The organism is Novosphingobium sp. HNCC26DJ243, assembly GCF_057180545.1.
This window is the reverse complement of record NZ_JBXUGN010000012.1, coordinates 1-12,738: the sequence shown is the minus strand read 5'-3', so window position 1 is coordinate 12,738 and position 12,738 is coordinate 1. Positions and strand designations below refer to the sequence as shown.

The window sequence follows — 12,738 nt, the reverse complement described above, 5'->3', positions numbered from 1 at the left end:
GAAAAAGCAGACGACCAATTCACCGACATCAAGCTCGAACCTGCGCTTCACGAATGGCATTTCAGTCATCTGACCTCCTCCATCGCGGAAAGGTCTGGCATGGGGCTGAGACGGCGGCAAGTTATATGGGTTCACGGCCTAATATTACGGCCAACTTGGACGATAATCGCTTGAAAGTCAGTTTGCTATCCTTCATCGCAGCTTGCATACTGGGCTGCTGCAAAATGATCATGTGAATCGCATCTATACATATATTTACAACAGACTCGGGATTATATCAGTGCAAAAAGGTGCAACTTTGGAATTCAAATCTTCGGTCTTGCTTGCCAAGGCGCCTAATACTGAAGTTAATCATAATATTCGTATCGGCTGGTTTCTGAATTCCGAAGATGTTAATTCGGCATCAGTTCGTTACCGTTGCTTTCATTTCGCCAGAGTGGTCAAAAATCAAGCAAATAGTGAGTATTTTACAAAGCTTTCAGAAATATCTGATAAATTTGATGAAATAGATGTGATTGTTATTGTAAAGAGATTGGACGCTTCTGTAATAAAACTTGTAGCAATGGCAAAATCGCGAGGAATTCCCGCATTTCTCGACATGTGTGACGACATTATGAATGAGCGTTACGCTAAAAATTCTGACGGCATAAATTTGCTATATTTTCAAGGTATTGTAAATAGCTTAACGGGAGTCATTGTTCCTAGCGCTGCAATGGCCGATCAGATCGAGGGCTATGTTAGGGATGTAGGCGCAACAAGGCTTTCCATACATGTCGTGCCCGACATCGCTGAAACTTACGAGATTTATCGCGCTACTGACGAATTCGTGACCGGAAAACGTCTTCCACCACTGGCTAAAGTTCCCCTTCCGGTCCCGAAGACGGATCGTCGGCGTGTCCTTTGGTTCGGCAATTTCGGAGCTAGCTACAGCAATTTCGGAATATTTAGTATCAAGCCTTTCCTCAAAGATTTGCGCGAGGTCAACAAGTTGATCTCGCTTGAGTTAATTGTCGTCAGCAACAGTAAGACGGTATACGATGCACTCGTCAAGGAGTGCATGTTTCCAGTTTCTTATGTGCAGTGGTCACCGGAGGCGGTGTACAAGCTCCTCGAAACAGCCGACCTCTCGATTCTGACGTCAAGCAGTGACATATTCGGTACTCTGAAGTCTTCGAACCGCGTTCTGCAGTCCCTCGCGGCAGGAGTTCCGGTTCTCGCGCCAAAGGGGTCTGCCGTTGCGGAATTCGACGCAGCGATTCCGTCCGGCCGTACATCGGAACTGCTGCAGCAGATGCTTGGGCCGATGCGATCGCGTTTTGTTGAATGCCGCCTAGCGGCAGCGAGAACGATACTCAGTCGCTACACGCCAGAAGCGCTCGGCGCGGTATGGTTTCGACTGGTGAGCAATGCGGTCAATGAAGCTCGCCGACCTTCTGGCACTACGGTCCTTTTCCTGCTTGAGACCGGTTTTGAATGCGCCACTGCCGAGCGTGTGCTTAAGCAGGCGAAATCAGTCGGAGGGCTAGATCACGAACTGCTCGTCGCGACGGAAGCGATTGAGGAGGTTCCTCCGCTCGCCGCTGTGCTGCATCGCGCCGGGGTCCTTCCGCGGTTTTTCTCCTCACGTGTGACAGTTCCGCCCAACCTCCTTGCCGGTTGCGCGCTGCTTGTCGTCGAAAATCTTGAGGCTCCGATCACGCAGCAGATTCGGCTCGAGGCTCTATGGCGCGGCGTGGATGTTGTGACGTATGACCAGTTAGCGGCCAGCGGCCTGGAGGCCCATTGCCCCTCCGTTCTCAAGGGCGCGGCGCGACCGTCGGCCATCACGGCGGGACCGCATGCGGAATGGAGCGAACCGAACGGATCGGTAGACTGGCTGTTCGTCGTGCATGACAAGGGTCGGGGTTGGATTCTCGATGCAATCTGCCGGGAAATCGGGTCCCGACAATCCGCCAGCTGGAAGGTCCATTATCACCCCGGCACGCCACCGGTCGCGCGGAACGTCTTCTTTAGCCACTATGCGCTGCTCGAAATTTATTCGAGCAAGTTCCCCGAGGTACTGACGAATTCCCGGATATTCGTCTGGTACACCCACCCGCGCGAGGAAGATCCGGTATCCGTCGCCGAACTTCTGGTTCTCATGGAGCAGGTGGACAAGGTCTTCTTCGCCTGCGAGTCAAATCGTCAGCTTTGGCTGCGGCGTGGCTTGCCCTATCACAAGGGCGCTGTTGTGCTGGGCGGCGGAGACCCGGAGATGTTTGTGCCCCACGTTCGTGGCGAAGGCGTTGTGGGGCTTTCCTCTTCATTCTACGAGCGCAAAAACCCAGATTGCCTGTTGGAGGTTATAAAGCTTCTTCCGCATCGCCAGTTTGTCCTGCTAGGGCGGCGGTGGAACCAGTACGCGCGTTTCGAAGAAATGAAAGCCCTTCCCAATTTTCGCTACGTTTCCGCGCTTTATCGCGAATATCCGTCAATCTATGCGCAGTTCGATGTGTTCCTGTCCATGTCGCTGCTGGAAGGCGGGCCTATTCCATTGATCGAGGCAATGATGTGCAACGCCGTTCCTGTCGCGAGCCGGACCGGCTTTGCGCCCGATCTTATCCGCCACGGAGAGAACGGTTACCTGTTCGATATCGATGCCGATCCTCAGAAGATCGCCGATCTGATCGAGGCCAGCTTTGCCAACGAGACCGATGTTAGCAAAACGGTCGCCCGGTATGACTGGAACCAATTCAGCAGCGAAATCATGAGACTGGCCCAATGACGGGGCTCGCCCTTCCCGTTGCGATGCTGGCGGCGCGCCTCGCCCTGCATAAGTTTAGCTCCGCTGCGCTTGATGTGGCACGGCAGCGATGGAATGCATGGATCGCGGGAATCAGTAGACCTGCCGCCGTGCCTACAGCACCTTGCCTCACGCTGTGCATACACGTGTGCTGCCACGATGATATCGTCGCGTACGTGGGGGCGATGGAACTGCTCGAACACTTCGGCGCGGGCGCCGAACTCCTGCTGATTACCCCCACGCCGTCTGCCGCAACGCAGCTGCAGGAGCAGGCGCTGCGGGAAGGTTGGGCAGGGTTGGCGATGATCCTGCCTATAGCTGAGAGCTTGCAGCTTGTCGAGGCAATGCCTGCTTCCCGAACTATCATGGGATATTTGCTGCCGTCAGGTCTGTCCGACCTGCAACGAAAGGCGCTGCCGGACGTACTCCCGGCAGAGCATTGCTTTGTAGGCCCCGGCAGCGGCTTCAGGTCTTGGGTGGCAGGCCGGTCCCATTGCACATCCGCGCAACTGGACGCCGTGCTAATCGAGTTGATCGCGTCTTGCGATGCGGGCCACGCAGCCGGTCCAAAACGAGCTGCTCCCCGGGACGAAGCGATCACGATTGCGGGGCCAGAAAGTGGCGCCGCGCCGCTCGAGGCCATCCATGAGCAGGGACGCCTGCGCCTGCCTTCCCCCCAGATCGGCGATTTCCTCCAGGTCTCGGTGCACCTGCAAGATTCCGGATCGACCACCATCCTGCGCCGCACAATCGTTGCCCCTGATGAGCGGTTTGCAGTCCAAATGCCGCCGTCCCGCATTGGCGTAGTCGCACAGCCCCTGCGGATCGACGTCATCGGCGGAGGTGGCACGGCACGAAGCGAGAGTTTCGCGCTGCGCATACACCCGGAAAGGCTCGAACCTTGGATGCTCGGCGCCTATCTCAATCGAGGCGGCGCGGGGAATCCGGTGATCCGCGCCTTTGCTCAAGGTACTGGTAGCCGGCTGGCCTATGCCGAAGATCAGGAGCAGCAGCTTGCCGACATCCCGGTGGTTTGGGGCGTCCTGCGCGGCAGTGATCGGGTCATCGCGCAAGCCCGGCAGCGTGGCGGCTACTGGTTCTACATCGATCATGCCTATTTCAATCGGGGCCATGGCAAGTCCTACCGTATCACACGCAATGCCTACGAAGCCGGGCAGATCAGACGATGCCCTGCCAACCGTGCCGAAGAGCTCAATCTGAAGCTCATGCCTTGGAGGAGAGCGGGGCGGCATATCATCGTGTGCCCTCCAACGGATTATTTTATGCAGGCGCATGACTGCGCCGACTGGCTTCCGACGACGCTCGGGGCACTCCGTGGCCTAACGGACCGGCCCGTCATCGTCCGCGAGAAGCCTGTATCAGGCCAAGCGTCGATTCCGCTCATCAAGGCGCTGTGGGACGCCCATGCTCTGGTGACGCATTCTTCCAACGTCGCCATCGAAGCAGCCTGTCTGGGCACACCCGTTTTCGTGGCGGCTTCCAGCGCCGCGGCCCCGATCGGACAGACTGATCTCACCCAGATCGAGACGCCGGTCTATCCCGATCGGCAGCCTTGGGTGCAGCATCTGGCGTACAGTCAGTTCTCGATCGAAGAGTTCGCAAGCGGTGCGGCGTGGCGGATGCTGATCGAATTCGAGGGGCGCCCGCATGTCTAAGCCGCGGATCCTCGTCTTCGGCTGTGGGAGTGCCGGCGCCGATCCCGTCCGTGCCCTCGCGTTGGTCGAGACGGTCGCTGTGCCTGGCGCAGAGCGGCTGGTGCTGACGGTTGGCAAGTTCGATAGCGGTAAAGGTGCACGCACCCTGAATATCGAAGCTGGATATCCGGCTTCGATTGTCGCGTTCCAGAACAGGTTCCGGTACACCGATGATACCGCTGCGCGCATGCATTTCGAAGACGGGTTCGACATCCTGGCCATCTGCGAGACCATCGAAAGGCTTTCCGGGTTCGATTTTCTCGTCATGATGCGGACTGCGTTTGAACAGCCGGCGGACTGGCCCGAGGTGCTTAACTGGACTGATGCCCAGCCTTATCGTTTGTTTGGCAGCCGGATCGACGTGCAGGACCCTGCTCCCGAAGATAGAAACCTCCTGATTGACTTGCGCGCTGCCGAGAACCTTTTCCTGCTGGCCCTGCGCGATATGTTCGAAACAGGTTCCGCGTTCGCGATCGCCCCCTATTCGCTCGAAGTTGCTTTGCGCACAGCTGCGCATGCGGCCGGTGCCCTTGCAAAATTGAGCAAAGCTCGATGATGATCGTCTATGCCTTTTTCCCGTTTGTCCGACAATTCGGGAACGACGGCATTGGTCCTGCCGCCTGAAGTGTCCCCCCTGCCCGGAGCGGGCGTCGTCTTGATCCGCAATTCAACGAGAGCGAGCAGTGATGAAACCCAACGAGAAGGACGCCAGTTTCGATGCCGCCTGGTATCTCGAAACTTTCCCGGATGTGAAGATGTCAGGAATGGATCCGTGGGCCCACTATCGTCGGTTCGGCCAGCCGATGGGCAGACCGGCTCAACCACCACCCCGCCCGGCGCAGAAGACTGCTGCCAAGATCGAAGTGCGCCCGACCGACCGGGCGGCGGAAACCTCTTACGAGACAGGCCCGGTCAAGGCATCAGCTGGCAAAGCGGCACCGATCGTGGATCGTCCGCCGGGCTTCAATTCCGCCACAGTCGTTCCTGGCCCGGCGGCTACAAGGGCAGAGATCACAAATGCGGGCCACCTCCTCCTCGACACCCTCGCGCAGAAGGTGGTCCGGAGCGGACTTACGGCCACGGATGGCGGAAGCGCGATAGCGGCCTATGCGCGCATGTTCAGGCTTCCCGGCGAGATCGTGGGCGCACCCGCCAACCCGGAAGCGTCCTTCGCGCCCCCACAGTTCCGCTCGGGCGCGGCACGCATCGACAATGCGTGGTATGCGGATACGGGGCTCTTGCGGCTGATGCTTCAGGGCAACCCCGGAGACGGACCCGTGGGCGAGGGATGGCTCCTGCGTGCCTATCAGGCGTGCCCGGCAGAGCCCGAGCGGTTGCTGCCCGCGGGCGCAGACATTTGCCTGCCTGCATCCGGGCCCGTGTTCTGGGATCTCGAACTGGCAGATCCCTGCATGCCGGTCCTCATCGAACTGTCCGATCGCGAGGACGCGATTCGCGCGGTCGCTCTGCTGCCCTTTCCCTCGCTTCTGCCGAAGGGGCTGCACAGCGCAGAGCTTAAGGCGCACCAGCCGCTATCCAATCCGGTCGATGCATTCTGGTCTCTTAGCCGGACCTATCTTTTACATCACCTTGTTTGCCGCGGCAGCCGCGCCATCGCCGATGTCGTGATGCTGCCGCCGGATGAGCCTGCCGAGGCGCGGCAGACAGACAATGCGCTCGCGGCGTGGCTCTTCGCGCTGTTCCAGCTGAAGCCGCGTGAAGGCGAAGCGAGCGCGGGCTCGCCAGCGAGCGGCGGTGCGGCTGCACAAGGCACGGTGCTTTGCCTGCCGGCTGACTGCATCCCGACCATTGCAGTTCTTGTCCGCGGGGCGCTGCTGGGCCAAGGGGGCGGGCCGCGGGGAGGACCATTTCTCGTCGTCGACCTCGATGACATGCGCCCGCGCTGGGCCGTTGTGCTCCCGCCAAAGCTCGCGCCAACGGCCGGACAGCCCTTTCTTCTCTCCATGGGTGCGCAGGCGTCTAGCGGCAGCCCGTCCGGCTCTGCCCCCGATCATATTGCCATCGCCTTCCGTCGCCGGCCAACTCTTGAACTGCTGTCTGGCCCGGCAAGACCGGCGGCGCCCGGCAGATTTAGCCTGGCGTTCGAATCATTGGACATCTTCCTCGAAGCCACCGATGTCATGCAGCTCGAAAGAGCCGTCGGGGATCTGAAAGCGCTGGGCCTGTGCGGCAATCGTGCGATTGGGGTGCGCCTCGGGCCCGATGCGCCCGGCTGTCGCGACGTGCTGGACCGCCTCTGCGGCGCAGGGCGCTGGATCGAGGTCGCCGGTCACAGCGATCTGCGTCAGGTCGCCCCCATGTTCAGCAGTGAACGCTTACTCTCATTGAGCGACAGGATCGAAATCGGGGACGGTGCGATCCTCGGAGAACTCTGGTCGATGTGCGAGAGCGACAGGACGGTCGCGTCGGCGAGCTGCCTTGTCGTCAGCGACCGGGTCATCAAGAAGAAGAACGTGCTTGAGCCCGCATCGGGCGGCCTCTTCCCGGCCGGTGTTTCGCTGATCAGGTCGCCGCGCCTAGCCTTTTCCGAACCCGACGTAACACTCGCATTGCAAGGTGCGCACTACCCGGTCGTTGCCAATACTTGGCACTTTGCCCTGTGGCGCCGCGATGCCCTCGCCGCGATGCCGTCAGTCGAGGGGGCTGCATCGCCACACGAAGCGGCAATCGGCCTCGGGCTCGACCTTTTGGCCGCAGGCTTTGGCAGCCTCTGTACCACAAGAGTCTCGGCACGCATCCGCGGCCCCTTTTCCCGCTGTGACGCCATCGATCCTGTCAGCAGCCTGCATGGAGAACTGGCGCGGTGGGACGCGATCCTCAATCGGGTGACCGTGATTCGCGAATTGTACTCCTGAACTGGCACCGTTCCGATGGGGCCGAGACAAGGGTGGACCGTGAGCAAGAGGGAACAGGGATGAAATTGATCAAAGGCAAGGCAATCTACTTTATCATAAACCTACTACAGGACGTCAATATTGTCCGCGGCGTCGCGTATCTTACTGCCCAGGAAGCCTCGGCCGAAATCTGCTTTCTCGTCTCGCAGGGGTTCATGAAACGGGACACGTCGGGCGTGTGGCAACAGGAACTCGGTCTGATGGCCGCCGACCTGAACGCGGCGATCTATCTTTACGCGGATCACGAGCAGGCCGCCGCCGCACTTGAGGGCCGAGAAGGCATGATCTTTGCCGCAAGCGAGTCGAGCCTGCCAGCGCATGAAGAAGTCGCTACGGTCTTCCGGGCCGCACCGGCTGGGTATGTCCGGGTCACGCTGCAGCATGGCTTCGAATGCGTCGGCTTCGTGCAAAGCCGTGAGCACGTGATCAGCCATGGCCGGGATGTGAGTTTCAACGCCGATGTCGTGTGTAGCTGGTTCGAGCGACCTGCGCTGACTTCGCTCGTGGCTTCTGAGCGGGCCAAGATCTACTGCACTGGCCCGTCTTCGCTTCTTCAGAACCGTGTGCGCAAAGGAGGGGCAAGGGGTACTGCCGCGACCGGCATCGTGTGTGAAAACATGCACTCGGTGCGCCTGCGTGCCACGGGCGACCACAAGGCATCGTTCATGGAGATCTTCTTTGATTTCTGCCGGCAAATGGACGCCCGCGGGCAGAAGGTAACCCTGCGACCGCATCCTGGCGGCCAATATGTCCTTAGGAATAATGTCGGCCTTCCGGATAACGTCGAGATCAACAACGCCCCGATATTCCGGGTCGATCTTTCGGGATACCGCTATGGCATCTCAGCCCCTTCCTCGATCGTAATCGACATGGTTCTTGCGCAAATTCCGGTCGGGCTCTGGCGCGATCCCGGCGGCGTCATGGATGCGCGTAATTATGAAGGGCTGACCGAGATCAGCACGCTGGATGACTGGCTGGCCTTCGAACGCGATGTGCGCCTGCGCCGTTCGATGATCATCGAACGTCAAGCGGCCTTCCTCGCGCGGCAGGCCATGCCGCTCAATGCCGCGGAGGTCTACCGCCGCTTTGCGCGGCTGATCGTCGCCGGGCTATCTGGAACGCGGGGCCGTACCGCGCCTCGTCTTAAGCCAGCGGCATCGCCACGGCGTGCCGTGGTGGCCCGCGACCGGCTTGTCGAGGCAGGGACATGAGCGGCTTGACCGGTTCGGTCGTGCCGAAAACGCTGCTGGTCGTCTCCGATACCGCAGCGGGCCCCGGCGCGACCCAGAAAATCAGCTTCGGACAGCCGTTCGAGACGGACAGTTCCCCCTATCGAGTGGAATTCGGTTCGCAGGATGCGGCACCCGCAGAGATCGACCAGATGTTCGAGCGTTCTCGTCCGGCCTTTCTCGTGCTTTCGCGGTGTACGTCCGAAAATGGTCAGGCTTGGATCGCGCGCGCGCGCAGAGAGAGCATCCCGGTAATCTTTCACATCGACGACGATCTCCTGTCGGTCCCCACCAGCCTCGGGGCGGCCAAGCTTAAGGTCTATAGTGATCCAACGCGGATCAGCGCACTGCGGGCAAACATCGAGGCTTGCGATCTCCTCTATTCATCCACGCCATTCCTGAAGGAGCGGTTTGCAGACTACAGCTTTTCCGTGCCGATCATGGCGGGTGAAATCTACTGTTCGGTGTCTCCGACCGACGTCGATCCGCTGATCTCGCCTGCGACCGGGCCGGTCGCGGGCTACATGGGTTCTGGCGGGCATTCGGTGGATTTTGCGATGATCGTGCCTGCGATCTGCCGGGTAATGGACGCGGTCCCGGAATTGCAGTTCGAGATCTTTGGCAGGATCGACATTCCGTCCGAGCTTGCGGCATTCGGATCGCGTGTCCGCCGCCTGCCGCCGGTCAAGGACTACGCCAACTTCCTGCCCGAACTGCGCTCGCTTGGCTGGTGGATCGGTGTCGCGCCGCTTGAAGACAATCCCTTTAACTGCTGCAAGGCCGATACCAAGTGGGTCGAATATTCGCTGTCCGGTATGGCGGTGATCGCTTCGCAGCTAAGGGTTTATGAGCGGGCCTGCGCGGACGGGGCGGGCATCCTTGCCTCAACCTCGCACGATTGGGCGGAGGCCATGATGTCGCTTCTTTGCAGACCCGAGCAGCGCAGCGCCATGATCGTGCGGGCGCAAGCGAAGCTCAGGGCGGAATACACCCATCAGCGCCTGCAGACGCAGGTTCTGTCCGTGCTGGAACGCGCACGCCAGCAACAGAGCATGCGCGGCCGATAGCCTGCCGACTTGAGATGCCTTCGCGTCGATGGGGCGTAATATAGTTCGAGATTAGCGCAATTCAGGCATCGTCAGTGGAGGACATATGCCTTGCCCTTCCACACACTCCACGACATAAGCGGCTTCGCGGCTAGGAGCTGCAGCTGCTGTGGAAAGAAGAAACATGTCAGACCGTGCCCTGCCGAACCCGACAGAATGGCAAGACAATCCATACGAGCCGGAGTGGGCAGCGCAAGACTTCCTCTATTCGCCTGATGGGCATCGCGAGTATCCCAAGCACGCCTGCAAACTCACCTATGCCCTCAGCAAGCCGTTCATTCGTAACTTCCGCAATGCCCTCGATATCGGATGCCGCGTGGGGGAGTTTACGCGCTATCTGCACCTCGACTTTGCGCATGTCTATGCCTTTGACCCTAATCTCTGGCCGGATTTCCGCCGGAATGTCGATCTGCGCCGCGTCACCCATTTCAACTGCGCCATCGGTGACGAACCGGGTGAAATCGTCATGTTCGGTGGCACCCATACAGCGCGTGAGGGAGCCAAGGAAAAGACAGTCCCTGTCCGCCTGATCGATGACTTCGGCTTCGAGGATATCGACTACATCAAGATCGACGTTGAGGGTTTCGAGAAGAAGGTCCTCTTGGGCGCAGCGCGAACGATCGAGCGCTGCAACCCCGTCATCGTAATCGAGCAAAACGATGTCGTGCTCGAAGGCGACATTCAGTATTCGGCCAAGGATTACCTTGAAACGATTGGGTACGAAGTCGTCGCGGTGGACAAGCGCGGGTGGGACTTCGTGATGGCTCGCCCCTGAACTGCGTTACAAACAAGTTTCCGGCGGGTTGTTTCGTAATCGCCTTGCGGTTTGAGCGCGCCCGCCGCCGGTCAGTTTCTTCCATCCCCGGCCGATCGCGCGCAAGGGTCTTGTGATCTGCCAGGAGAGCGACTTTCTGAGCCTCTGCAGGTCCTTTTCCAGCGCGCCGCTGTTTTTGCGCTCGGAAAATAATTTGGTCTTGAGTGTCTTCTGCTCCTCTTGCAGCCGTGTGGCATGCGCCTCGTGATCACTTGCCATGCGCGACAGCACCGCCAGTTCCCGGAATCGCGTCTCGACTTCCTCTTGTGCCGCCCGCAGGGCCGTGCGCGCCTTGTCGAGTTCTTCCTCCCGCTTCTGCAGCGTTTCCACGGATTTCGTCAGTTGTAGCTGCATGCCACTGCGGGCGGCCTCAACGCTGTCGAGCGCCGTCCGTGTCTGGTTGATCTCATCTTTTGCGGCTTTGGCGGCCGTCCATGCCTCGTCGGCCTCAGCCTGCCGCTTCTTCAGGCTAATTTCGGTCTGGGCGAACCGCGCCTCCGTGGTTTCCAGCGCTTCAGTCCGCTTGAAGAGTTCCGCTTCAAGCAGGGTCGTCTTGCGCCGCTGTTCCTGAAGTTCGTCCGCAACGTCCTTCATCCGCGTCTGGAACGCGGCCCGCTCAAGCGTGGACGCTTCGATCAACTGCAGGCGCTGCGATTGCAGCTGCTCCTCAAGCCGGGCCTGTTCAAGCAATAGATCATTTTGGAACTGATCACGCTGGACTTGCATGTCACCCGTAATATCCGCCTGTCTCTCCAATCGAGAGGTCAAATCTTGAACCTGTCGTTGAAGGTCCTGCTGCGCGGCCGCGCTGGCTAGAAGCTGTCCCCTTATCACTCCGCGCTCCGAGTCGGAAGCGCTGAGCTTCTCTTTCAGATTGACCAATTCGGCTCGAATGTCGTTGCTGACGTCACGTTCCGCTCGGACTAGGCGTGCAAATGAACTTGATGCAACTTCAAATTCTGCACCAATTTGATCGAGCTTTGCGTAATCCGTTCTGTCCTCGCCCTCCAAAGCCCATCTATTGAAAATTCCGAACACCTCGCGTAGCCAAGGGCTTAGTGTAGAGCGCCCAAGAATGTCCAAATGATCCTGGCGGTTATGTCGCAAGCTTGATGAAAGAAATCGTGTAACTTCGAACTCCACGTTGGCAATCGGTTTCGGCCATATCATCCCTAATGTTGTCCGAGCGTTTCTCGCCAGGATTTCCCAGTTTTCCATTAGTAGGTCATAGCTAGTGTGTTGGCGCGCCATTCCACGTGTGTGCTTTTCCGCGTCTAGCACGTATCGAAGCCAAATCATTTGGCTGAGCGGTTCGCTGAACCCACGTTTTGCCTTAAGTGACAGGCTAACCTCGAGTGGGTTGCGAACGATCAGTATCGGAGCGATTTTACATCCGAAATTGTCAAGGGCCGCTTTCCAGAGCGGTAATAGTCGGCAGACACGGGGATCCTTAAGCGCGAACAGGTGCGATTCACCAAACTCTCGTTGCAGCACCTCGGTTGATCGCTTGATGAACTCGAGCGACTGCGGAGAGCCCAGCCAATCCGGATTAAAAGCGGTGAAATCGTCCCATGACGATCCCCCGGACGCCAGAATCTCATCGTTGAAATCGCGAATTGTAGCGCTCTCAAAGAAGCCCTTCGCATTCGAGACGCTGGCTGACATTTGGTTTTCAGGTAGTTTGCAGCCAAGCTTAGAAAGTACGCCAGTAAGTGCAGATGTGCCAGACCTGTGCATACCAAGAATAAGAACGCAAGTTCTTTGATTTAATTTGCGGCCATCCATGGCGTTTTCCATAACTATTTCCCAGAGATATTCTGTTTTTGAACTTACAATATTTGAAGTATTGTACAGGGCTTATGTTTATCGATAAACGATGGCAATCAAATTAGAAATTTTTGAAGCATTCTCTAGAATAACCGTTTAAGTAAACCTACGATCCAGTAAACCTACGATCCATGGTATAGCAATTCTCTGAAAACCTACATTCACTTTGATTATGCAGTTTATCTTCAAGCATGCAACGTCGCTGTTTCTGAATCACAGCGCGGTGGTCAACCCACAGCAGAAGCCTGCCAGAAAGACCAAACTGGTCGTTGCGGGATGCGGATCGTCCTGAAAGCCTTTAGTCAGTCACCAGCTTGGGCAGCGCCTTGGCGACATCGTCGATCGCCTTG

General features: G+C 58.4%; 8 protein-coding genes. 7 read left to right on the top strand and 1 reads right to left on the bottom strand.

The window, feature by feature from the left end:
* Positions 1 to 232: 232 nt before the first annotated feature.
* From AC2A04_RS18100 to AC2A04_RS18070, 7 genes are all read left to right on the top strand, one after another.
* A complete protein-coding gene (locus tag AC2A04_RS18100; protein WP_484213759.1) occupies positions 233 to 2,764 on the top strand; it encodes a glycosyltransferase in 2,532 nt (843 codons plus the stop codon).
* 203 nt (positions 2,765 to 2,967) lie between these two features.
* Positions 2,968 to 4,458 (top strand): hypothetical protein, encoded by a 1,491-nt coding sequence (locus AC2A04_RS18095; protein ID WP_484213758.1) that lies wholly within the window; start codon positions 2,968 to 2,970, stop codon positions 4,456 to 4,458.
* Positions 4,451 to 5,053 carry a hypothetical protein gene (locus tag AC2A04_RS18090; RefSeq protein WP_484213757.1) on the top strand — a complete coding sequence of 201 codons (603 nt, stop codon included), beginning with the start codon at positions 4,451 to 4,453 and terminating at the stop codon, positions 5,051 to 5,053. The genes AC2A04_RS18095 and AC2A04_RS18090 overlap by 8 nt, the downstream gene beginning before the upstream one ends.
* A 130-nt stretch (positions 5,054 to 5,183) precedes the next feature.
* Positions 5,184 to 7,373 carry a hypothetical protein gene (locus AC2A04_RS18085; RefSeq protein ID WP_484213756.1) on the top strand — a complete coding sequence of 730 codons (2,190 nt, stop codon included), beginning with the start codon at positions 5,184 to 5,186 and terminating at the stop codon, positions 7,371 to 7,373.
* 59 nt (positions 7,374 to 7,432) lie between these two features.
* Complete coding sequence (locus tag AC2A04_RS18080; RefSeq protein WP_484213755.1) at positions 7,433 to 8,623, top strand: hypothetical protein; 1,191 nt, start codon at positions 7,433 to 7,435, stop codon at positions 8,621 to 8,623.
* A complete protein-coding gene (locus AC2A04_RS18075) occupies positions 8,620 to 9,708 on the top strand; it encodes a glycosyltransferase family protein (RefSeq protein ID WP_484213754.1) in 1,089 nt (362 codons plus the stop codon). Before AC2A04_RS18080 ends, AC2A04_RS18075 begins: the two co-directional genes overlap by 4 nt.
* A gap of 163 nt (positions 9,709 to 9,871) precedes the next feature.
* Positions 9,872 to 10,522, top strand: coding sequence for an FkbM family methyltransferase (locus tag AC2A04_RS18070; RefSeq protein WP_484213753.1), 651 nt, complete (start codon positions 9,872 to 9,874; stop codon positions 10,520 to 10,522).
* Positions 10,523 to 10,528: 6 nt separating this feature from the next.
* Here AC2A04_RS18070 and AC2A04_RS18065 read toward each other — a convergent pair whose 3' ends face one another.
* Positions 10,529 to 12,358, bottom strand: coding sequence for a sulfotransferase family protein (locus tag AC2A04_RS18065; RefSeq protein WP_484213752.1), 1,830 nt, complete (start codon positions 12,356 to 12,358; stop codon positions 10,529 to 10,531).
* Positions 12,359 to 12,738 lie beyond the last annotated feature (380 nt).

What these genes read in the sequence shown, in the direction of transcription:
- AC2A04_RS18095 (WP_484213758.1), top strand. Translation starts at nt 2,968, where the DNA reads ATGGAACTGCTCGAACACTTCGGCGCGGGCGCCGAACTCCTGCTGATT.
- AC2A04_RS18065 (WP_484213752.1), bottom strand. Translation starts at nt 12,358, where the DNA reads ATGGAAAACGCCATGGATGGCCGCAAATTAAATCAAAGAACTTGCGTT.
- AC2A04_RS18080 (WP_484213755.1), top strand. Translation starts at nt 7,433, where the DNA reads ATGAAATTGATCAAAGGCAAGGCAATCTACTTTATCATAAACCTACTA.
- AC2A04_RS18085 (WP_484213756.1), top strand. Translation starts at nt 5,184, where the DNA reads ATGAAACCCAACGAGAAGGACGCCAGTTTCGATGCCGCCTGGTATCTC.
- AC2A04_RS18070 (WP_484213753.1), top strand. Translation starts at nt 9,872, where the DNA reads ATGTCAGACCGTGCCCTGCCGAACCCGACAGAATGGCAAGACAATCCA.
- AC2A04_RS18075 (WP_484213754.1), top strand. Translation starts at nt 8,620, where the DNA reads ATGAGCGGCTTGACCGGTTCGGTCGTGCCGAAAACGCTGCTGGTCGTC.
- AC2A04_RS18090 (WP_484213757.1), top strand. Translation starts at nt 4,451, where the DNA reads ATGTCTAAGCCGCGGATCCTCGTCTTCGGCTGTGGGAGTGCCGGCGCC.